Origin of the sequence: Zhenhengia yiwuensis, from assembly GCF_014384995.1 — a bacterium.
In the GTDB taxonomy this organism is placed as follows: Bacteria; Bacillota; Clostridia; order Lachnospirales; family Cellulosilyticaceae; genus Zhenhengia; species Zhenhengia yiwuensis.
This window is the reverse complement of the sequence record NZ_JACRSY010000004.1, coordinates 84,550-107,010: the sequence shown is the minus strand read 5'-3', so window position 1 is coordinate 107,010 and position 22,461 is coordinate 84,550. Positions and strand designations below refer to the sequence as shown.

General features: G+C 35.3%; 16 protein-coding genes. 2 read left to right on the top strand and 14 right to left on the bottom strand.

The genetic code is table 11. The features are described 5' to 3' along the window. Positions 1-11 precede the first annotated feature (11 nt). The 6 genes from H8718_RS20745 to uvrC all read right to left on the bottom strand — a co-directional run bounded on the left by H8718_RS20745 (position 12) and on the right by uvrC (position 8,291). Entirely contained in the window at positions 12-533 is a 522-nt protein-coding gene (locus tag H8718_RS20745; protein ID WP_249331597.1) for a YcxB family protein, read from the bottom strand. A 33-nt stretch (positions 534-566) separates the two neighbouring features. Continuing rightward, positions 567-2,618: an ABC transporter ATP-binding protein gene (locus H8718_RS03645; protein WP_249331594.1), complete on the bottom strand. Its 2,052-nt coding sequence runs from the start codon at positions 2,616-2,618 to the stop codon at positions 567-569. A 14-nt stretch (positions 2,619-2,632) separates the two neighbouring features. Continuing rightward, entirely contained in the window at positions 2,633-4,381 is a 1,749-nt protein-coding gene (locus tag H8718_RS03640; RefSeq protein ID WP_249331593.1) for an ABC transporter ATP-binding protein, read from the bottom strand. A gap of 114 nt (positions 4,382-4,495) precedes the next feature. Continuing rightward, a complete protein-coding gene (locus H8718_RS03635; protein ID WP_249331590.1) occupies positions 4,496-5,449 on the bottom strand; it encodes an ROK family protein in 954 nt (317 codons plus the stop codon). 18 nt (positions 5,450-5,467) lie between these two features. Further along, entirely contained in the window at positions 5,468-6,406 is a 939-nt protein-coding gene (gene hprK, locus H8718_RS03630; RefSeq protein WP_177670200.1) for an HPr(Ser) kinase/phosphatase, read from the bottom strand. A gap of 49 nt (positions 6,407-6,455) precedes the next feature. Next, the gene (uvrC, locus tag H8718_RS03625) at positions 6,456-8,291 is read right to left on the bottom strand and encodes an excinuclease ABC subunit UvrC (RefSeq protein ID WP_249331589.1); all 1,836 of its coding nucleotides are present in this window, start codon (positions 8,289-8,291) and stop codon (positions 6,456-6,458) included. Positions 8,292-8,434: 143 nt separating this feature from the next. Here uvrC and H8718_RS03620 point away from each other — a divergent pair, with 143 nt between their 5' ends. Next, positions 8,435-8,863 carry a hypothetical protein gene (locus H8718_RS03620; protein ID WP_249331586.1) on the top strand — a complete coding sequence of 143 codons (429 nt, stop codon included), beginning with the start codon at positions 8,435-8,437 and terminating at the stop codon, positions 8,861-8,863. Positions 8,864-8,972: 109 nt separating this feature from the next. Further along, the gene (locus H8718_RS03615) at positions 8,973-10,109 is read left to right on the top strand and encodes a stalk domain-containing protein (protein WP_249331585.1); all 1,137 of its coding nucleotides are present in this window, start codon (positions 8,973-8,975) and stop codon (positions 10,107-10,109) included. A 42-nt stretch (positions 10,110-10,151) separates the two neighbouring features. Here H8718_RS03615 and H8718_RS03610 read toward each other — a convergent pair whose 3' ends face one another. The 8 genes from H8718_RS03610 to H8718_RS03575 all read right to left on the bottom strand — a co-directional run bounded on the left by H8718_RS03610 (position 10,152) and on the right by H8718_RS03575 (position 22,385). Further along, entirely contained in the window at positions 10,152-12,098 is a 1,947-nt protein-coding gene (locus H8718_RS03610; RefSeq protein ID WP_249331583.1) for a DUF5107 domain-containing protein, read from the bottom strand. A gap of 647 nt (positions 12,099-12,745) precedes the next feature. Beyond that, on the bottom strand, positions 12,746-15,577 hold the full coding sequence (uvrA, locus tag H8718_RS03605; RefSeq protein WP_249331580.1) for an excinuclease ABC subunit UvrA: 2,832 nt from the start codon (positions 15,575-15,577) through the stop codon (positions 12,746-12,748). 93 nt (positions 15,578-15,670) lie between these two features. After that, positions 15,671-17,665, bottom strand: coding sequence for an excinuclease ABC subunit UvrB (gene uvrB, locus H8718_RS03600; protein ID WP_249331577.1), 1,995 nt, complete (start codon positions 17,663-17,665; stop codon positions 15,671-15,673). A gap of 150 nt (positions 17,666-17,815) precedes the next feature. Further along, positions 17,816-17,971, bottom strand: coding sequence for a hypothetical protein (locus H8718_RS03595; RefSeq protein WP_249331575.1), 156 nt, complete (start codon positions 17,969-17,971; stop codon positions 17,816-17,818). Positions 17,972-18,035: 64 nt separating this feature from the next. Further along, positions 18,036-18,347 (bottom strand): DUF1540 domain-containing protein, encoded by a 312-nt coding sequence (locus tag H8718_RS03590; protein ID WP_177670215.1) that lies wholly within the window; start codon positions 18,345-18,347, stop codon positions 18,036-18,038. Positions 18,348-18,428: 81 nt separating this feature from the next. Then, positions 18,429-20,477: a stalk domain-containing protein gene (locus H8718_RS03585; protein WP_249331573.1), complete on the bottom strand. Its 2,049-nt coding sequence runs from the start codon at positions 20,475-20,477 to the stop codon at positions 18,429-18,431. Between the two features lie 93 nt (positions 20,478-20,570). Further along, complete coding sequence (locus tag H8718_RS03580; RefSeq protein ID WP_249331570.1) at positions 20,571-21,299, bottom strand: ZIP family metal transporter; 729 nt, start codon at positions 21,297-21,299, stop codon at positions 20,571-20,573. 105 nt (positions 21,300-21,404) lie between these two features. Further along, complete coding sequence (locus H8718_RS03575; protein ID WP_249331568.1) at positions 21,405-22,385, bottom strand: FMN-binding protein; 981 nt, start codon at positions 22,383-22,385, stop codon at positions 21,405-21,407. Positions 22,386-22,461 lie beyond the last annotated feature (76 nt).

Below are 22,461 nucleotides of genomic sequence, written 5' to 3'. Positions count from 1 at the left end.
TGGTCCTCTTTCTATTTGAGCTTATAACTAGCTTCATCCTTTGCTTCTTTAATCAATGCTTTTAAAACTGTTATTTGCTCTGCTGTCATATTATGTTTAGGGAAAATTTGTGCCTGAACTTTATCCACAAAAAATCTAAAATCTTTATTCGTTTCCACAATTTTAACGTAGGTATCCCAAGAAACTGTGTCTTCTAATTCGCCTACCTGCATATAAATATTTTCTTTTGTAAAAATGTACTTCGAAACACCTGAAAAAATAGGCGCCTGCATCTGTGTTGCTGTAATAGTCCAAACTTTAAATGGGGTTACTATAAGAATAAATACAGCTAGTACAATCCATATAATGTTTTGTGAAATAAATACATCTAACCTACCTGTATTAACACTTACTTTATAAATAAGCCATCCTGTTAAACCTACTCCAAGAATAAGCATAAGTTTGCTTACAATAGAGCGGTAGGCTACCCATAAGTTATAACGTAGCACATCTTTTACTTTTAATTTAATTTGAAGCTCTAATTTATTGTCCACTCTCTGTATACCTCTTATTTCTATAGTTTTCCTCTAAGCCATGTGTTGGCTTTCAAGGGCTAATTGGTATAAATGATGATAAATACCTTTATTGGCAAGTAGTGTCTGATGTGTACCCATCTCTCTAATCTTACCTTTATGTAATACAATAATGTTGTCTGCATGCTGAATGGTTGATAAACGATGGGCAACCATTAAAGTTGTACGTCCTTCCATCATCTTATAAAGAGCATCTTGAATAAGACTTTCTGTTTCTGTATCAATATTAGCTGTAGCTTCATCTAGAATAAAGATCTTAGGATCATATGCAACTGCTCTCGCAAAAGAAATAAGTTGTCTCTGACCTGTTGAAAGACTATTACCTCTTTCTAATACTTCTTCATCATACCCATGTGGTAATTTTTTAATAAACTCATGAGCATTGACAAGTTTTGCTGCTGCTTCGACAGTTTCCTGGGAAATGCTGTCTTTTCCTAGTCTAATATTCCCTTTAATGTCACCTGTAAACATAAATACATCCTGTAACACCTGTCCTACCTGGCTTCTAAGTGCTGCTGTATCATACTCCTTAATATCAATACCATCTATTAAGATTTGTCCCTTTTGAATATCATAATAACGACAAATTAAACTTAAAATAGATGTTTTGCCTGCTCCTGTTGCTCCTACAAAAGCTACCTTTTGTCCTGCTTCTATTTTGAAAGAAACATCCCTTAAAATCCACTCTTCACCTTCATAGGCAAACCATACATTTTTAAATTCAATATCTCCTTTAAAAGTATTTGAATCAATGTGACGTGTACCTTCTATAATTTCATTTTCTTCATCTAAAATGGTGAAGATTTTCTCAGCTGAAGCTAATGCTGACTGAAGTACATTGAAATTCTCTGCAAGCTGTTCAATAGGTCCAAAGAAATCCTTTGTATAAGATGTCATAATAATAAGTGCTCCTACACTCATGGCACCTTGAAGTACACTATGTCCACCTACCAGAAGTACAAGCGCTACACCTATGTAGCATAAGAAGAAAATAAAAGGTCTAAAGAGCATGAATGCTGTCATTTCTTTCATATTTGCCTTAAAGTGTTCATTGTTAATCTTCTTCATTTGTTTGACTTTAGCTTTTTCACGCGTAAAAATTTGAATAACACGCATACCAGATAAATGTTCAGATAAGAAGGCATTCATTTCTGTCAGCTTATTACGCATCTCACGATACGCACGTCTTGAAAAACGTTTATAAATGATGGTAGCAATAACAACAATTGGCACAAGCCCAATAACACATAAGGCTGTTTTCACATCTGTAGCTAACATCATGACCATAACCCCTATTAGGAAAAATGCCTGTTTTAATAAATTGACTAGAACACTGGTATACATTTCATTAAGAGTTTCTGTATCATTGGTAACTCTTGTTACTAACTTACCAATAGGATTTTGATGATAAAATCTAAATGGTAAATGCAGCATCTTGTCATAAATTTCATGCCTTATAGCTAAAATAATTTTCTGTCCAATATACTGTAAGATTACTGCTTGTAAATATAAGAAAGCAAAACTTACTACAAGTACTAATAAGAAATAACCTGCAAGTATAGCTAGTGGCTTAAGATTAAGACTTCTTAATACTTTAAGTTCCTCTTTTTCTAATAAACGTCCTTTATAAGTATGACCATTTACATCAATCGTTAGACTATCTTCGCTCTCTAAAATACTATTACGATACATGGATGGTGTCATAGCCAAAACTGCCTTGGCATCTTCTAAGTTCATTTCCTGTACCCAGTAATACTGGCTCTTATATTGAAGCATCTGTGAAACTTCTTGTATATTCTCTTTCTCTTCTAAATGACGTAGTTTACGCCCTTCAAATTCTATTGTTCCCTTTGCCTTATCATCTTCTACATAAGGTATTTTATAACCTTCAGTAAATAAGTCTACAGCGTTTCCTATGAGTACAGGCTTTGCTAAATCTGCAACTGTACTTCCAAGCATAAAGATTAAAACCAGTAAGAACCACCATTTATAAGGTTTTGCATAGGCAAGCAAACGCTTTATAAGACTACTATCTTTATCTTTCATTTTGTTTCCTCCTCTTATGCCTCACTGAGTTCTTCTTCCAACTGTTGTTTTTCATACATATCTGCATAAATGCCTTGCATCTCAAGAAGCGATTCATGATTACCATACTCAGCTACACGACCTTCTTCTAAAACTACAATACGGTCTGCATGACGTACGGTTGAAATACGATGTGCAATAATAATATTTGTTTTGCCTTCACGTACTTCTTTTAAGTTTTCTAAGATCAGTTCTTCTGTCTTTGTATCAACCGCAGATAAGGAATCATCTAAAATTAGAATAGGTGCATCTAATATAAGCGCTCTTGCTATAGATACCCTTTGTTTCTGTCCACCTGATAAAGTTGTACCTCTTTCCCCTACGACTGTATCATACTTCTCTGGGAAGTCCATAATATTTCTATGTACATCTGCTTTTCTTGCTGCCTCTTCAATCTGTTCTTTAGTTAGGTGATCCGCTCCAAATGCAATATTGCTGGCAATCGTATCACTGAAAAGGAAATTATCCTGTGGTACATAAGCAATATGTTCACGTACACTTTGCACGGTTGCTTTCATAATGTCTTTACCATCAATATAGATAGACCCTTCTGGCGCATTATAAATTCTAAGAAGTAAGTTTACTAAAGTAGATTTACCACTACCTGTTCTGCCTAAAATAGCAAGCGTTTCACCTTTTTTAATATCTAAGTTTACATCTATCAGACCTTGTTGATTATTATCTGGGAAGTTAAAGTTTAAATGAGAAAGCTTAATATTTCCTTCTACCTGCTCAAGTGCTTTAGCACCCTCCTCATCTTGAACCACTGCCTGTACTTGAAGAACTTCATCAATTCTTTTCACAGAAGCTGAACCTTGTGCAAAGGTATTAATCCCCATAGCAATGGCTTGCATTGGCCAACTTAGCATAAGTATGTACTGATTGAAAGCTACAAATTCACCAATGGTAATTTCATTAACCATGGTGAGATACCCTCCATAACCTATAGAAATAAGTAAACTTGTACCTACTAAGAAAATCACTAATGGATTTAAAACTGCTGAAAGTTTAGCAAGCTTTAAATTCTTATCATAGTTATCTTCTGCAATAACATCAAAACCTTTAAGGTCATAATACTCTTGCACGAACGATTTAATAACCTTAATCCCCGAAAAAGCTTCCTGTACCTTATCTGATAAAAGTGCAAAAGCTTCTTGTTTAATTTTAAAACGTCTTTTTATAATCTTACCAAAATAGTAACTCCCCCATGCAATAAATGGCATTGGAATAATCGCTACTAAAGTAAGCTGTAAGTTAATGTCAAAAGCCATCTGGCCTATTACAAGAAATGTCATAATGACCGCATCAAATATAGTAATAACACCAGGTCCTACCATCATACGAATAGCATTTAAGTCATTCGTTGCATAAGCCATTAAATTTCCTGTTTTATGTGCATTAAAGTATTGCGCATCTAACTCTACCCATTTTTCAAATAAATCTGCTCTTAAATCACGTTCTATCTTCTTTGATGAACCTATGATACAATAACGCCAACCTATACGAGAAAGAGCCATCACAAGAGTTACGCCTATTAAAGTCATAACCATTGTAATAATCCCTTCTGATGCCATACTGCCATCTTTAATTCCGTCTGTTACCATTCCTATAATCTTAGGAATAAAAAGTTGCATATAGTCGACAAGTAATAAAATAAGTACACCAAATATATAGAACCACTTATATTTCATGACATAACGTTTAAGTAGTTCTTTTTGATTCATTTGTAAGCCCCCTTTAAGTTTATCTATCATTTCATTCATAACGTCATGCATTAAGGTGGGGATGAACTGACTCATCCCCACCTTAACAAGCTAATGCTTTAATTCTATTGTATTTTATAGAGTTGTTCCTACTAATGCGGCACCAATGATTCCTGCATCATTACCTAAAATAGCTGCTTTAACTGGATTTCTAAGCTCAAGCCCTGGACACATTTCCTCTGCTGCATATTGTGTAACTGGACCTGTAAGGTTTTCTTTTTGAGCACTCATACCGCCACCTAATACAACAGTGCTTGGCTGAAGCATATAAACAATATTAGCTACACCGTGTGCTACGTATCTGAAGTATTGGTCAAGTACAGCTGTGGCTACTTCATCACCACTTTGTGCTGCGTCAAATACAATTTTAGCAGTCATATTGTCTAAGTTACCATCTTCCACTAGTTCATTAAGGCTGCTTCCAGCATTTGCTTTCGCTGCTGCTTTTGCATCATTAATAAGTGCTGTAGCAGATGCATATTGTTCTAAACAACCTTTACGTCCACATCCACATGGACGACCATTCATCTCTATCACATGATGTCCGATTTCTCCGCCACCACAGAAAGCACCACTATAAACTTTACCATTAATGATAATGCCGCCGCCTACACCTGTTCCAAGTGTCATAACGACAACGTCTTTTTCACCTTTAGCCGCACCACAAATTGCTTCTGCAAGAGCTGCACAGTTTGCATCATTTTCTACGTAAACTGGTAAGTTAATATATTTTTGAATTTCATTTCTTACATTTACTTCGTTAAAGTTAAGATTACTTGCATAATGAATAATGCCTTCAATCGGAGAAGCAATCCCTGGACTCCCAATACCAATAGAGTGTACATCTTCTTCTGTTAAGTTATGCTCTTGCATAATTTCTCTGCAAAGCATAGCCATATCTCTTAGAACTTCTTCTGATGAACGCTCCGCTCCTGTTGGAATCACAACTTTTTTAATAATCTCATAATCACTATTAAGTAACCCCGCCTTAATAGTTGTCCCACCTAAATCTACACCAATATAATACATCGCTTTCCTCCTGAAGAATTAATTATTAAAATTATTTTGTAAGTTATTCATAACACGTTCATTAAGTGCTTCGGCCGCATTATAACCCATTTTCTTTTGTCTAAAGTTAATGGCAGCTGTTTCACAAATAATCGCAAGGTTTCTCCCTGGTCTAATCGGAATAGAATGACTTACAACATTAATACCTAGAATATCCATATATTCATTTGTCAACCCTAATCTATCATACTGTTTCTTTTGATCCCATAACTCAAGTTTTACAACTAAGTCAATATTCTTCATTTCTTTTACAGAACCTATCCCAAAAATCTGCTTCACATCTACAATTCCAATACCACGTACTTCAATAAAATGACGAATAACTTCTGGTGCTGACCCAAGAAGTGTTGTACCAGATACACGTTTGATTTCTACTGCATCATCTGCTACAAGACGATGGCCCCTTCTTACAAGCTCAAGAGCTGTTTCACTTTTCCCAATACCACTCTCTCCTGTAATGAGTACGCCCTCCCCGTAAATGTCTACAAGAACACCATGCATAGACATACGAGGTGCAAGCTCTACATGTAACCATCTATTCACTTCTGCAATGAAACTTGTTGTTGCTTCAAGCGTTTTAAAAATAGGGATACCATATTTTTCAGCACAGGCAATCATTTCTGGGAATGGATTAATTTCTTCCCTACATAGAACAATACAAGGAATCTCTTTATAACTCATTAAGCGTTCAATACACTTTGCTCTGTCTGCCTGACTCATTTTCTGAAGATAAGTATGCTCAACCTTACCAATAATCTGTAATCTTGTAGGATCAAAATAGTCAAAAAATCCTGCTAATTGGAGAGCTGGTCTATTTACATCAGATTCTGTAACCTGTCTGTTATCGTACTCTACATTCGGTGTTAAAGGCTCAAGCTTAAAATGTTCAATGATTTTACTTACTTTTACAGAATACATGCCCTTACTCCTTTTTCTAATTTTTACATACTATTAGTTATTATAACATCTATTGTTTATGGAAAAAAGTATAAATGTTCAGTGCCACATCTTTCGGAATACCCGGTATAGCCTCAATTTCTTCAAGACTTGCCTGTCTTAAAAGTTCTACACTCTTAAATGTATTCATAAGCAATTTTTTACGTTCTTTTCCTACACCCTTAATATTATCTAAAACAGATTGAACCTGAGCCTTGCTACGTAACTTTTTATGATATTCTATAGCAAAGCGATGGACTTCATCTTGAATACGTGTAATAAGTTTAAAGCCTTCTGAAGTGGTTTTAAGAAGAATCTCCTCATTTTGATAAAGTAATCCCCTTGTACGGTGGCGGTCATCTTTTACCATACCACATACCGGAATCGTTAGCCCATAACTCGCAATAACCTTTTCAGCTACACCAACTTGTCCTTTACCACCATCCATTAGAATAAGGTCAGGCATTTTAGCAAAACTATCTTCTTCTCCTTTTTGTACCAATCTTGCAATACGTCTATCTAAAACTTCTTCCATACTGCCATAGTCGTTTGGACCTTGAATACTCTTAATTTTAAACTTACGATAGTCACTACGTTTCGGTTTACCACTTTCAAAGACAACCATGCCCCCTACAGACTCAATCCCTTGAGTATTAGATATATCATAGGCTTCTATTCTATTTAAGTTACCACTCAAACCAATTGCTTCTTGAATTTCTTCAAGCGCTCCCTTTGTCCTTGCTTCTTGCCTTCTTAGTTCATCACCAAACTGACTCAGTGTAATATAAGCATTTTTACTCGCCAGCTCTAATAGATTATGTTTAGTTCCTTTCTGAGGATGCACTATAGTAACTTTACTACCTCTTTGCATGGTCAAATATTCTTCAAGTAGTTCTAAATCTTGAGGTACCTTTTCTACTAAAATCTGTTTAGGAATAAAATTGGCCTCTGAATAAAACTGTATGATGAACTCTCTAAATAATGTCTCAATTTCTTCTCCTTCGGTCTCATTAATTAAGAAATGTTCACGTCCAATAAGTTTTCCCTGTCTCACAAAGTAGATTTGCATTAAGGTATCCTTCTCACTACGTGCAAAGGCTATAACATCTTGGTCCTCCATACTACTGTTAGAAGCAGTCTGTTTCTGCTCGATTTTTTTAATTGCAGCTAGCTGATCTCTTAAGGTAGCTGCCTTTTCAAATTCTAGATTTATAGCTGCATCTTCCATCTGTCTTTCTATACGCTTAATAATATCTTGGTATTTACCACTTAAAAAAGATGTTACCTCATCTACCATTACCTTATATTCAACCTCTGAGGACTTGGCAATACATGGCCCACTACATTGTCCTATATGATAATTAAGGCATGCTCTCTCCTTATTAATATCTCTTGGCAATACTCTTGTACACGTACGAAGTTGCCATGTCTTCTTAATGATTTCTACAAGCTCCCACATAGCATTAACATCTGTATAAGGTCCAAAATATTTAGCTCCATCTTTTTTCATACTTCTTACAACCGTTACGCGTGGGAAGGCGTTTTGAATATCCACACGAATGTAAGGATAATGCTTATCATCTTTAAGGCGAATATTATATTTAGGATTATATCGCTTAATAAGATTACACTCTAATACAAGTGCCTCTAGTTCAGAAGCCGTTACAATATACTCAAAGCTTCTAATCTGCTCTACTAATCGAATAGTTTTTATAGAATGATTTTTAGATTTTTGAAAGTATTGCTTTACTCTATTTTTCAGACTTACTGCCTTACCTACATATATGATTTGATCCAGTTCATTTTTCATTAAATAAACGCCTGGAAGAGCCGGAAGTTTTTTTAGTTCTTCTTTAATATCAAACATACCTTTTCTCCTCTTTAAGTTTTATCTCTTAATTCAAGTATAGACCAGATTTTGTATTTTACCTATACTAATATTTCCCAGAATAGAATCAATCCTATCTTCAATACTAATTATAGACTCTATATTTTTTAGGAGGTTTTATTATGTCCATTAAAAAGTTTTTATTTACAGGAATAACAACCTGCCTTATTGCAAGTAGTACTATACCCATTTTTGCTTCCGCGCCACAAGTAGACTTGAACAATCCACTTTCTATAAGTTTTGTACTTGATCAACTTGAAGATAAACTTGAGAAAAGCTCTGACAAGCAATATAAAATCGACTGGGACTTTGAAATCATCTATAATAATGGTAAGGTCCTCGTAGTCATTGAATATGACAAAGAAGATGCTAAGGCTTTCAAAAAACTAACAAAAGCTGATCTTGAAAAATTGGTAACAGCTATTGCAACTGAAATTACCACTACTTTAGGTAAACAAGACATTCCTATACAAGGTATTATTATCGAAGACGATGCAGCTCAGCCAACTCACCAATTTTCGTATAATAATGGAAAGTTAGACATTAAGTAACCTTTTGTTACATTTTCATTAATTTTACTGTGTTCAATTGAATTATAACCTCCTATTCGTTATACTTTGTTTAAAGAAATTATGTATGACTTATAAGGAGGTTTTTTCAATGAATAGAAATCTAAAAAAAGCTTTAACACTTGGTTGTGCAATGCTTATGGTCTCAGGCGCATTATCTGTAAGTGCTGCTAATCTTACTAAAAAAGTAGAAGCAGTTTATAACAATATTAAAGTTACATATGACGGCAAAGCTCAAGCACCTCAATACGAACCATTTATGATAAATGGTACTGTATATGTGTCACTTCGTGATGCTGGCCAAATCACTAATAACAATGTTAACTGGGACAGTACAAATAAAACAGTTCAAATCACCTCAAAAACACCTCAAGGTGGTGTAAGTGAAGCTGAACTTGCAAACAAAAATCTTGAAATCGCTACTCTTAAAAATCAAGTAGCTAACCTTGAAAAACAAGTAGCTTACTATAAACAATTAGAAGAAGACAAAAAAGAAGAAGAAGCAAGCAAACCATCTTTAGATGATAAAGGCATGAAAAAAATGCTTACCCTTATCGAAGATGAATATGATGATAAATATGATGTAGACTGGGGCTTTGGCTTAACTTATAATGCAAAAAAAGAATACATCGAACTTGAAGTATCTTACGATAGCAAATATGATAAATCAGCATTTGGACGTATTTCTGAATCAAAACTAAAAACTTTCTTTGAAAATATTTGCAGCGATATCCAAGATGAATTAGGTTCTGTAGAAATCCGTGGTGAATTTGTTGATGATTACAAAGATGAAACAGTATCTACTTTCACTTATACAACAAAAGGTAGATTTGAATACAGCATTCAAATCACAGATAAAGCTTTAAAGGATATGGAAGATGATTTAATTTCTGATTACACTAAACTTCCATCTATTAACTTTGATTCATTAAAAGATTTAACAATTGCTATTGACGATTTCAAACTTGAAGGTATTGATAACTACGAAACAATTATCTTTACAGTATATACTGATTTACCAAGTGATAAAAAAGATCTCTGGAATGACTATGTAAGAAATGCTTCCCGCTCCGACAAACGTGTTTTAAGAGATTTCATGGAAAAAATCATCAAAGATCTTACTGATGAATTTGGTTCAAGAGAATTTACTGGTATCATCTACAATGGCAATGATAAACTTATTGCCAAATACGAAGATGGTGATATCAGCTTAGAAACATTCAGATAATCCAAAACTAGCACTGCTTTCTAAGCAGTGCTAGTTTTATTTTTAAAAAGTAGCTTTAAAGTCTAATTGAAATGGCAAATCTTCCTTATCTTTTTTCCCCTCTTGAATGATGTTCCATAACTGAGCAGTAAAGCACTCCCCTTCTCGAATGTCTTCTACTTCTAACCATTCATCTTTTCTTAGAATCTCCTCTGCCTTATCTACACTACCACACTTAGCATAAGCAAAAGCTTTATAAGCCTTTATTCTTGTATTATCTTGAATAGCATCTGGAAGCATTTCAACTTCTTTAAGTAAAATTTCATACGTTTCCTTCTTTAATAAAAGAGATAAACATTCCTTAACTAACCCTATATCATCATTTCTTAATCTCATAGCCTTTATACAATAATCTATAGCTTCTTCTGTATCCCCTCTTAGGCTATACGCTATAGCCAGTGCATAAGTATTGAAGGCTGTAGCCTTTATACCTCTAGAATGCTTTAAGGAATTAATGGCTTGATCAAGCTGCTGATGTACAAGTTCATAAAGACCTAAATGATACCAAGTATATGCATTATCCTTATCTTTTTGCTGCACAGCTTTTTGAAGAAGTTTATAATAATAGTCTTCCTTCATATAGCTTCCTGACATCTCCCTATCTTCACAGCCTCCCATATTACCTTCTAGCATGAGTTGTACCCATTCATTTTCTTTAGAGACTTGCCCAAAATCTAAGTTTTCACTTAAAGTCCCTTTTCCTTCTTGCTCTCTTCGTATATTCTCTATAGCTCCAAATACACTTCCTGTTTTTATAAGTTTTGCCTCTCTCAAGGCGATAGATGCTCTAGTCTCTTTAAGGAGTTGTTCTAGCCTCTTCTCAGGTAATGCCTCTTCTAAAGTTTGAGTTACCTGCTTCCTTAATGATTGCCACTCTCCTTGTACAAGCTGCTTATCTACTTGAATAGCTCCATATGCCTCTAGCCATTCCCATTCACTTGCTGGTTCCATATGCAGACATCCATATTGAGTCTTAGCAAGTCCTGCCTGAATTTCTATGTAATGACCTGCTTCATTGGTCAAATACTCCTGCCATCTCTCACTGCCTCTTGCCTGTCCCCATACAAAAAGTTTTCTGCCTTGAAGCCTACTTGTAGATGTCTGAATCATACCGTAACCGGATTCATCTAACTGTGTAATATACTTCCTTTTTGCTTTAGGAATATCAAAGAAATAGTCTACTGCATGTGGAATAGTTTTAGGATATGTAATGTCTACTCCCTCTACTACAGGTACCTGTACCTTATAGACAGCTCCTTCTCCATTGGTATATGCCTCATCTGCTTCTACAACAAGCCTGCCTCCATCCAGTTCAGGTACAGCCATATTGCTCCACCAATACATAGGTACTTCTATCTCATTAGGATTGACAATCCTCATACGGCACATCAAAAACTTAGAATCCTCAGGAAGGAAAAAGTCCATTTGATACGTCACTTTACGAATACGTTCATATTCATACATTCTTAGAACTTCCATGCCCTCTACTTCAACTACGCCTACAAAAAGCTGTGAACATGTAAATGGAGAATGCCCTATAACGCCTATATTCCATTCTACACCACCACTTACCCATGCATTACGTACAGCTAAATTACTTGGCCTAATCACATCATTGACATAAAGTAAATCTCTTTGAGCCACTTTGTCATATAAAGACCATAGTCTTCCACCTAAACTTGGTAGAAAAATAGCTTTTAGATACTCATTCTCTAATCTTACAACTTCTACCTCTTGCTCTTCTAGCTTTCTCGTATAAACATTTTGCTGGGCATAAGGATAGAGCGTCTGTATCGTTCCAAATCCTAGTCCTATATCATCTCCTGCTTCCAATCTACTTTGTAATCCATTCTGCAAAATATTAATTTGAGATATAAAAGGTACACTTGCTTCTTCTAACCAGGGACTTACTTTGATTTGCATAGTTTCAAACTTTAATAAAGTTGTCATCCTACTTCTCCTTATTTAATGAGCTTAATTGTTTGTCCAATTATTATAAGCTACTTTTTCTTTAATAAAAATGCACTTTTTTTACTTGTTTAACTGCTTTTATAAGTCAATAAAATTTTCTCAAAAAATTTCGGGGAATTTTAGCTACATAGGACTATATAGTATATGTAAGATACAAAACACATCCTAGGTAGTGAAAGTACCTTACGCCCCGTAAACAATCTATCTCTTCTACTTTGGTCCCCCTTCCAAATTATGAGTATGTAGATTAGTTTACAAACCAGTAAGCCTAGATGGTGGCAACTAAGCTTGCACGGTTTAATATATAAAAGTGTCTATACTTTAATTAAGCTCTAGCGTATAAGTTATAGAAGCAACCGGCCTCTCTTACGGTACCTCCATACGTACTACGTGCTACCTCCCATCTGACCCTTATATATGTGTTGACATCCCTATAAACGGCAGATGCAGACAATACCCACCTAATACCTATGGGTTCACCACAGAAAAGCCTTTCCCTTCTTAGCATTAAGCTCATGATGCTTATACAATCCATCGACACTACCCTTGCCACACAAAAAGCCAAGCCCATGCAGTTATTTTAAGGGGGAACTGCATAAGGGCTTGGCTTTTTTGCGCATCTATACTTATATATTTAATATTTTCTTAAGGAATTTACCTGTATAAGAACCTTCTACTCTAGCTACTTTTTCTGGTGTACCTGTTGCTACAATTTCACCACCACGGCTACCACCTTCAGGACCTAAATCAATAATATAATCAGCTGTTTTAATAACATCTAAGTTATGCTCAATAACTACAACTGTATTACCATTCTCTACGAGCCTATCTAAAATGCCTACAAGCTTATGCACATCCGCAAAGTGCAGACCTGTAGTTGGTTCATCTAAAATATACATCGTCTTTCCTGTACCACGGCGACTGAGCTCTGTCGCAAGTTTAACACGTTGCGCCTCTCCACCTGATAAAGTTGTAGAAGATTGTCCAAGTCTAATATAACCTAAACCTACATCATAAAGTGTCTGAAGTTTACGGCTAATCGCTTGGAAGTTCTCAAAGAATTTAAGCGCTTCTTCTACTGTCATATCTAATACATCAGAAATCGTTTTCTCTTTATACTTCACTTCTAAAGTTTCTCTATTATAACGTTTACCTTTACATACTTCACAAGGTACATAGACATCTGGTAGGAAATGCATTTCAATCTTCAGCATACCATCGCCACGACATGCTTCACAGCGTCCCCCTTTTACATTAAAGCTAAAACGACCTTTTTGATACCCTTTCATCTTAGCTTCCTGTGTCTGTGCAAACACATCACGAATCATATCAAATACCCCTACATAAGTAGCTGGATTTGAACGTGGTGTACGTCCAATTGGAGACTGATCAATATGAATAACTTTATCTAAGTTTTCAAGACCTTTAATATCTCTATGTGCACCTGGTTTACATTTAGCTCGATTTAAATCTCTTGATAAACGCTTAAGCAAGATTTCATTAATAAGTGTACTTTTTCCTGATCCTGATACACCTGTGATACAAGTTAGTGTTCCAAGCGGAATATCTACACTCACATTTTTAAGGTTATTCTCTTTGGCACCTACAATTTTAATCTTATTGCCGTTACCTTTTCTCCTTACTTCAGGCACTTCAATTTGTTTACGTCCACTTAAGTATGCACCTGTTTCAGATTCCTCACATGCTAAAATCGTATCAATTGGACCACTCGAAATAATATTGCCACCATGCTCACCTGCTCCTGGTCCTATATCTACAATCCAATCTGCAGCATGCATGGTATCCTCATCATGCTCTACAACAATGAGTGTATTTCCAAGGTCGCGAAGGCGCACAAGTGTCTGAATGAGTCTTTCATTATCTCTTTGATGAAGCCCAATACTTGGCTCATCTAGGATATAAAGTACCCCTACAAGTCCTGAACCAATTTGTGTGGCAAGCCTAATACGCTGAGCTTCTCCACCTGATAACGTTCCTGATGAACGTGATAAAGTCAGATAATCAAGACCTACATCTACTAAGAACCCAAGCCTTGCATTAATTTCCTTTAGGATTTGTACACCAATTGCTTTTTGCCTATCTGTAAGCTCTACTTCGAGGAAGAAAGTTCTAAGATCACCAATAGACATGCTTGTGACCTGATTAATATTTTTATCTCCAATAGTAACCGCAAGTGCTTCTGGTTTCAGTCTAGCACCTTTACAAGTTTTACATGGAATACTTGTCATATAGATTTCGTACTCGTCACGCATACTTTCAGAGCTACTCTCTTCATAACGACGTTTTGTGTTAGCTACGACACCTTCAAAGGCATAATCATAGTTACGTGTTCCATATTCACCAGAGAAAGTAAACTGTACTTTTTCGCCATCTGTTCCATATAAAATCATGTTCTGAATATCTTCTGGTAATTCTTTAAATGGTGTATCTAAATCAAAATGATACTTTTTCATCAATGCATCAAAAAGTGCATAAGCATAGCTATCTGGATTACCTATAGAACCCCAACCAATAACCGCGATAGCTCCTTGTCTAATGGTAAGCTCTGGATTGGGAATAACAAGCTCAGGATCTACTTCTAACTTCTCACCAAGACCTGTACAAGTTGGACAGGCGCCAAATGGATTGTTGAAGGAGAATAGACGTGGCTCAATTTCCTCAATGCTAATCTGGCAGTCTGGACAAGAAAAGCTTTGACTGAAATTCATTTCTTCTACACCATTAATTTCAGCGATCATCAGACCACCACTTTGCTTCATAACAGTCTCAATAGAGTCTGTAAGACGTTTACCGATTCCTTCTTTAATAACAAGACGGTCTACAACAATATCGATAGAGTGTTTTTTATTTTTATCAAGGTCAATCTCTGCCTCTGTAAGGTCTACAACTTCTCCATCAATACGTGCTCTGATATAACCTTGTTTCACTGCTGTTTCAAGTACTTTTTCATGTTTTCCTTTACGGCCTCTTACAACAGGTGCAAGGAGCTGAACTTTTGTACGCTCAGGTAATTCCATAAGCTGATCTACCATTTGATCAATGGTTTGCTTCTTAATTTCCTTGCCACAATTTGGACAATGTGGCACACCTACTCGAGCAAAAAGAAGTCTTAAGTAATCATAGATTTCTGTAACCGTTCCAACTGTAGAACGTGGGTTTTTACTTGTTGTCTTTTGATCTATAGAAATAGCCGGTGATAACCCTGAAATATAATCTACCTCTGGCTTTTCCATCTGACCTAAGAATTGTCTTGCATAAGCTGATAAAGATTCTACATATCTTCTCTGACCCTCTGCATAAATCGTATCAAATGCTAATGAAGACTTACCTGAACCACTAAGCCCTGTAAAAACAATAAGCTGGTCACGATTAAGTTCAAGATCAATATTTTTTAAATTGTGCTCTCTCGCACCTTTTATGACAATCTTATTTTTCATATTTTCCCCTTCTTAATTTATCATTTTATGCCTATTATAGCATATAAAACGACATAATCAAACACATGTTCGATAGTATTTTTAGGCAAAACTCTAATTTAATGCTAGTATTTGTTTAAGCTTAATAAGTGTATCACGTAATTCTGCTGCACGTTCAAACTGTAAGTCTCTTGCTGCTTTTTTCATTTCTTTTTCTACTTTAGCTATAGTTTTTTCAAGTTCATCCTTACTCATAGACTCTGGGTCTTTTTCTTTAAAGAACTCTTCATTCTTAGCTGCAGTTTTGGTTGCGACTATAAGGTCACGTATATCTTTCTTAATGGTTTGAGGTATAATACCATGTTCTTCATTATAAGCTTCTTGAATCTGTCTTCTTCTATTGGTTTCCGAGATGGCACTTTGCATAGAACGTGTCATATTATCTGCATACATAATAACCTGTCCATCTGCATTTCGAGCTGCACGTCCTATAGTCTGAATAAGTGATGTTTCAGAACGTAAGAAACCTTCCTTATCTGCATCTAAAATAGCTACAAGGGCTACCTCTGGAATATCTAGTCCCTCACGCAATAAGTTAATCCCTACCAATACATCAAAAATACCCATACGTAAATCACGTACAATTTCAATACGCTCTAATGTATCAATATCTGAATGTAAATATTTAACTTTGACACCCATTTCTCTCAAGTAATCTGTTAAGTCTTCAGACATACGTTTTGTAAGCGTTGTAACAAGTACTTTCTCACCTTTATCAGTGCGTTTTGTAATTTCACTAAGTAAATCATCAATTTGTCCTTTAACAGGTCTTACATCAATTGGTGGATCAAGAAGCCCTGTTGGACGAATAAGCTGCTCTGCAATAGTTAAGGAATGCTCTAACTCATACTGCGCTGGCGTAGCTGAAACAAACATAATTTGATTAATCTTCTCTTCAAACTCTTCAAATTTAAGAGGCCTATTATCAAGAGCGGACGGTAATCTAAAACCATAGTCTACAAGTACATTTTTACGTGCCTGGTCACCATTATACATAGCTCTAATTTGAGGTACTGTCATATGAGATTCATCGATCATAATAAGATAATCATCTGGGAAGTAGTCAAGAAGTGTAAAAGGTGTACTGCCAGCCTCTCTGCCAGATAGGTGACGTGAGTAATTTTCAACTCCAGAGCAGTATCCCATTTCTCTTAGCATCTCAATGTCAAAATTAGTACGCTGACTTAATCTTTGCATCTCAAGGAGCTTGTCTTCATTTTTTAGTTCTTCTAGACGTTCTTTCAGCTCACTCTCTATAGCTTCAATAGCCACTTCCATCTTCTCTCTACTAATAGCATAGTGAGAAGCCGGAAAAATAGAGACATGTTCTCTATAACCTAGTACGGCTCCTGTTAATGGATCAATCTCTGCTATACGATCTATTTCATCTCCGAAAAACTCTACGCGGATAGCCTTCTCAGATGCTCCTGCCGGTATAATCTCTACCGTATCTCCTCTTACTCTAAAGGTAGATCTAGCAAAGTCCATATCATTTCGGTTATATTGAATCTGAACTAATTTACGTAGGACATCATCTCTATCCATTTCTGCACCTTGTCTTAAGGATAGTACTTGATTTTCATAGTCAATGGGGTCACCTAAACCATAAATACAAGATACACTTGCTACAATAATTACATCCCTTCTTTCAGATAAAGAAGCTGTAGCTGAGTGGCGCAGTTTATCTATTTCTTCATTAACACTGGAGTCTTTTTCAATATAAGTATCACTTTGAGGTACATAAGCTTCTGGTTGATAATAATCATAATAAGAAACAAAGTACTCTACTGCATTATTAGGAAAGAATTCTTTAAACTCACTATAAAGCTGTGCTGCTAGAGTCTTGTTATGTGCAATAATAAGGGTAGGCTTTTGAGTTTTTTCTATAATATTAGCCATGGTAAAGGTTTTTCCTGAGCCTGTTACGCCTAAAAGCGTCTGATAGCGATTACCTTTTTTTATACTCTCTGCCATTTTTCTAATGGCCTCAGGCTGATCTCCCATGGGTTTAAAAGCTGATTCAATTTTAAAAGGTATTGTTTGATTCATTCCTTTCTCCCTTCTTTCTTTTTAAGTGTTCCATCTATTTTTCTCTATCATACACTATGTAGTTAGAAAGAAAAAGTCATTAGGAGAATGTTTGTTCTCCTAATGACTTTTTTACCCTTCAACCTATTTGAGCTATTTGACTGTAATAGACTATCTGCAGTTTGTGCTGTTGTTTGTTGAGTTATTTGTTGAATTGTTTGTTGAGTTATTTGTTGAGTTATTTGTTGAGTTATTGCATCTTCCACAGTTAGTTGCATTGTTTGTTGTATTGTTGAAACCTGTGTTGTTATTTGTTGAATTTTTCATGGCTAATGCCTCCTTAAATTTTTTAACAAGTCTAGTATGCCTTTTTATCGCTTTTCATATTCTACTATCTTCTGGTAAAAGTACTGCATTCTGTTTGTCCGCAGCGACAAGCTCCATTACCTACTACTTCTATACTTTCTGCATGACATTTACAGTTTTCATTATGCATACAACTTTCTGCCTTACAGTCGATTTCTGAATTTGGCTCAGGTTCTCCACTACAGTTATGAACCCCATTATCTTCCACAAAACTATTACAGCAAGTACCCTCTGTACAATCTGTTGCTTCTGAACCATCTACATCTACTTTTCCTAAACAACAACAATGTTCAGCATTATAAGTGCAGTTTTCTACACCACAATATAATTTTGGCATATAAAAATCCTCCTTAGTGACAATAAGATATATTGCATCTTTATTTTTTCACTAAGAAGGCTATCCTATTCTACAAATATTTTAATAATAATTCCATAAATTTTCTGGAATAAAACAAATCAAAACAGGTGCTGCAGAGCCATTTGGCAGCATATAAAGTAGCTCTTTTGTTTCTCCCGCTTTTACAACCCCAATATTAGCTGCACTTTTCGCCCCATTTAAATGTCCACTTGGAGCATAATAGCTGCGATTATTTGCCCATCCAATGGCACCTTTAAAAATATTACCCCTTGGATTTAAAAGAAGTCCAGTATTTACTTCAGCTGTTGTACGAATATGATATTTAACACCATAATTACCCTTATTAACAGTACTTTGTCCCGTTAAGGCATCATAGCCTTCTATTGGCTGTTCAATATCTCCTGATGGTAAGCCTAACATAAGTTTATAAGGTTTATCTTTAGGAACATCTACCGTATAATATCTATCTGCATTTGGGAATGTGCCTCTTGTATGTACACCATCTCTTGGAAGATATACAAGATTTTCTAAATGTTTAATCTCTGTTTGATCCCCTACCATAGCAATGGTAATCTTTACTGGACTTTGTGAATAAAGATCTATCATGCCCGAAATAGTTTGGCCTTGATACCAATTTTTATTTCCTGTATCAAAAAGATAACGTTTTTCTCCCGGTGCTAGGTTATAATGTTTTTCATGATTTTGATCTAAAATATCATAAGCAACCTGTTGCCCTAAGTATAAAACATCTGTCGAAGGTCCTTTATGACTTGCATTCATGGTCACAACTTTAATAGGCACCTCATTTACATTCTCCATTACAATGACAAATCTTTTTTTAGACTTATCTGTAGAAGCATTTTTATGATGATAGAGAATACGTCCTTCTCCTTGAATGGTATCTTCATAAAGAATACCTTTAGTTTGAACAGATTCTGGTGAATTACTCATCATAAGTGTGGCACCTGTATAAGTAACACGTGTTGGTATAATGGCCTCAAATTCTTGGAAATTAAAGTTTTTATAGTTCTCTAAAATATCTCCAATACGCCCTTCTGTAAAGCGATAAGTAAGCTCACTTTGAAGAACCTCTTTGCCTACTTCTATCTCCTTCACATAAGGCAAGCTCCACTGTCCTTTTTCATCTTTAATTTGAAGTGTAATGTGATAAGTTCCCTCAGCAAAAAGTTTATAAGGTTTACCTTCAATTAGTGGCATATTATCTTGACTAATACATTGATAAGTCCATTTTTCTTCTGTGATCTTTTCCCACTCTTCATTTTCATACTCATAATCTTTAAAGGTAATAGGCTCACCTTGTTGATAAGTTTTCTTATCTACTTCTACTGCTTTGATTAGTGGAATTTGATTGGGTTTAATCACAATTTTTTTACTTGTCCATTCACTCCATTTACCAAGTGAATCTTTAACACGCAATGCTACTACATTCTCTCCAACTTCTAGATGAGCTCCTAGCTCTGCAAATGAACTATAGCTTGCCCTATCTCCAGATATCTGCCATTGCCAATTTGTAATATTATGTCCATCTAAATCTATGCTTTTATCTATTATCTCTACTTCTTGCCCATCTATATAATTTTCTTGAATAAAGTCAAAGTCTGCTATAGGTGCTTGATTCAGTATCTCTTCTTGCGTTAGTGGTACATTAAATTGTAACGTTTTCTGCACAGCATCATACTTCACATCTCCGCCTACTGCTTGCATGAAAGCTTTAGCTGGTACAAAAGTACGGTCTTTATAAGTTACTACTGGACTAGCTAAATCATAACTGCCTTCTTCTGTTATAAGCTCTTTAGATCCTACCTCCACGCTATAGTCTTTCTGATTAACAGTAATAATAGTCTGTTTATTTATACTATCCCACTTTACCCTTACATCACGTATATAAGATTTAATAAAATCAGTGGAAATATAATAGGTATCATTAAAATTCTTCACGCTCGTTGTATTTTTAATATCTATAATGACTTCTTTTGTTGTTTCATATGTATGTGTCTGTACAGTATTTATAGGTTCAAACCCAAAAACGGGATTATTCATTGCAATTACACATGCCATAGTGGCAATGAGTCTTTTTCTAAGCTTCATGTAAGGCCTCCTGCTTATTTATGTCTCACTCTATATTAGCATATTTTTACATAATGAAGCAGAGTCGCAAAGATTTGTTGCCAAAATGTAACATTATTTGACTAATAACATTCCTAATATAATCCCTACTACCGTTGCTATGGTTGTAAGTCTTCCATTCCATATTTTACGTGATTCTGGGAGTAGTTCCTGACACACAATATAAAGAATAATTCCTGCTGCAAGTCCTAGCATAACAGTTATAAAAAAACTTGCCATCTGACTCATAATAAATCCACAGAAAGCTCCAAACCCCATAATTCCACCTAGCACTGGAGGAATCATCGCAATAGTCTTATAAGGTGTCTTAGCTATTTTAAGTGGAATCGCCACAGCTATAGCCTCAGGGATACTATGAATCCCTATAACAAAAGCAAATTTTAAAATAGTTTCAGGCGACGTAGCAGCTAACGTACCTAAAGCTACTCCTTCAGGTATATTATGGATAGCTATTCCTAATAGCAAAATCAGCCCCGTATGCATCTTCTTGTTATGACTGGCTCCAAACTTATCTCCTAAAAGTTCTGTAAAATCCTCTAAAAAAATTCCTATTAGAATTCCCATTAGCACACCAATCATCATCAGTATATTTTCACCTGACTCTAATGCATGTGGTAATACATCAAAACAAATCATGGCAATCATAATCCCAGAAGTCGTTCCAAAAAGCATACCTATAAGTCTCTTACTTTTAATATGAAAAAGATATAATAATAAAATTCCTGTTAATACGCCTCCTCCTTCTGCTACTAAAGCGAGTAAGGCTGCTCCAAATGCATTCATTTTATCCCTCCCCTCTCTCTATTGTATGGGGCTCGTACACTATTTTAGAACTAAAAATATTTATAAAAAAAGAGACTGTTAAAAACAGTCCCTTCCTTCTATCTATTAATATAAAACTTTATCAGCTTCCATTTCAGCTAAAAGTTTTTCAGCTAATGCAAGATAGTTATCCCATGCAGTATTACGCTCTGTATAACCTGATTTACCATAATCTCCTGTTGCTTCAATAGCTGGAAGATCTGTTAAATCTAATAAGTTTTGTGTTTCCACTACTTTCTCATTTAAAGCATCCATTTGTACATTGAAGCCAATTCTTGATGGCTCATCATACATAACACTTTCATATTTTGATTGTCTATAGAATCCTTTTAATTTATCTTCTTCAATATCTGCTGGATCATCTGCGAAGATTTCATCATAACGACAAGAAATAATCTTTCCATCTTCTACAATTACTTTAAGTTGACCAGTTAAACCGCCACCTAATTCTTCAGCAATACCGTAGAATTTTTGCTTTGAAGGCTGAGCTAATAATGGCTCTACTTTTTCTGCAAGTGGTACCATTGCTTGGTAAATACTGTTTGATGCACCTGATACTACATCAAACTCACCTGTTAATCTTTGTTCTTCTAACATTTGTTTTTCAACTAAGACAACACTTTGAATCCATGCTGCACCTTTAGCTTTACCCATACTGAAGTTATATTCTGACAAACGCTTTGGCACATCTTGATAAAAACGGTTGTAGTAGTTTGGACGTGTATTTTCATTAAACTCTACTTTAACAATCTGATCCCCATTTTTTACAACTTCAAAAATCCCTAAATGGCCTTGTCTAAAACGCTCTTCCTCTTTATAATAATCACCTTTGATGATTCCAAGTTGTGGCTGTGCACTCCACTCTAAGTCAGTTACTTCATATTCTTCTGCTGATGCTCCTGTTACTGCATCTGCATTTTCTTCAACTTTTGTTTCTGTAGTTGTCTCTGGTTGTATCTCTGGTGCTTGCTGTGCACATCCTACAGTTAAAGCTACTGTTGCTACCATCATAACAGCAACTAACATCTTTGCTACTTTTTTACTCATGTCTCAAGTCTCCCGTCTATTATATCTAACAATGATAATTTAAAAATATGTATCTTGCCTAACTAAGATACCACAT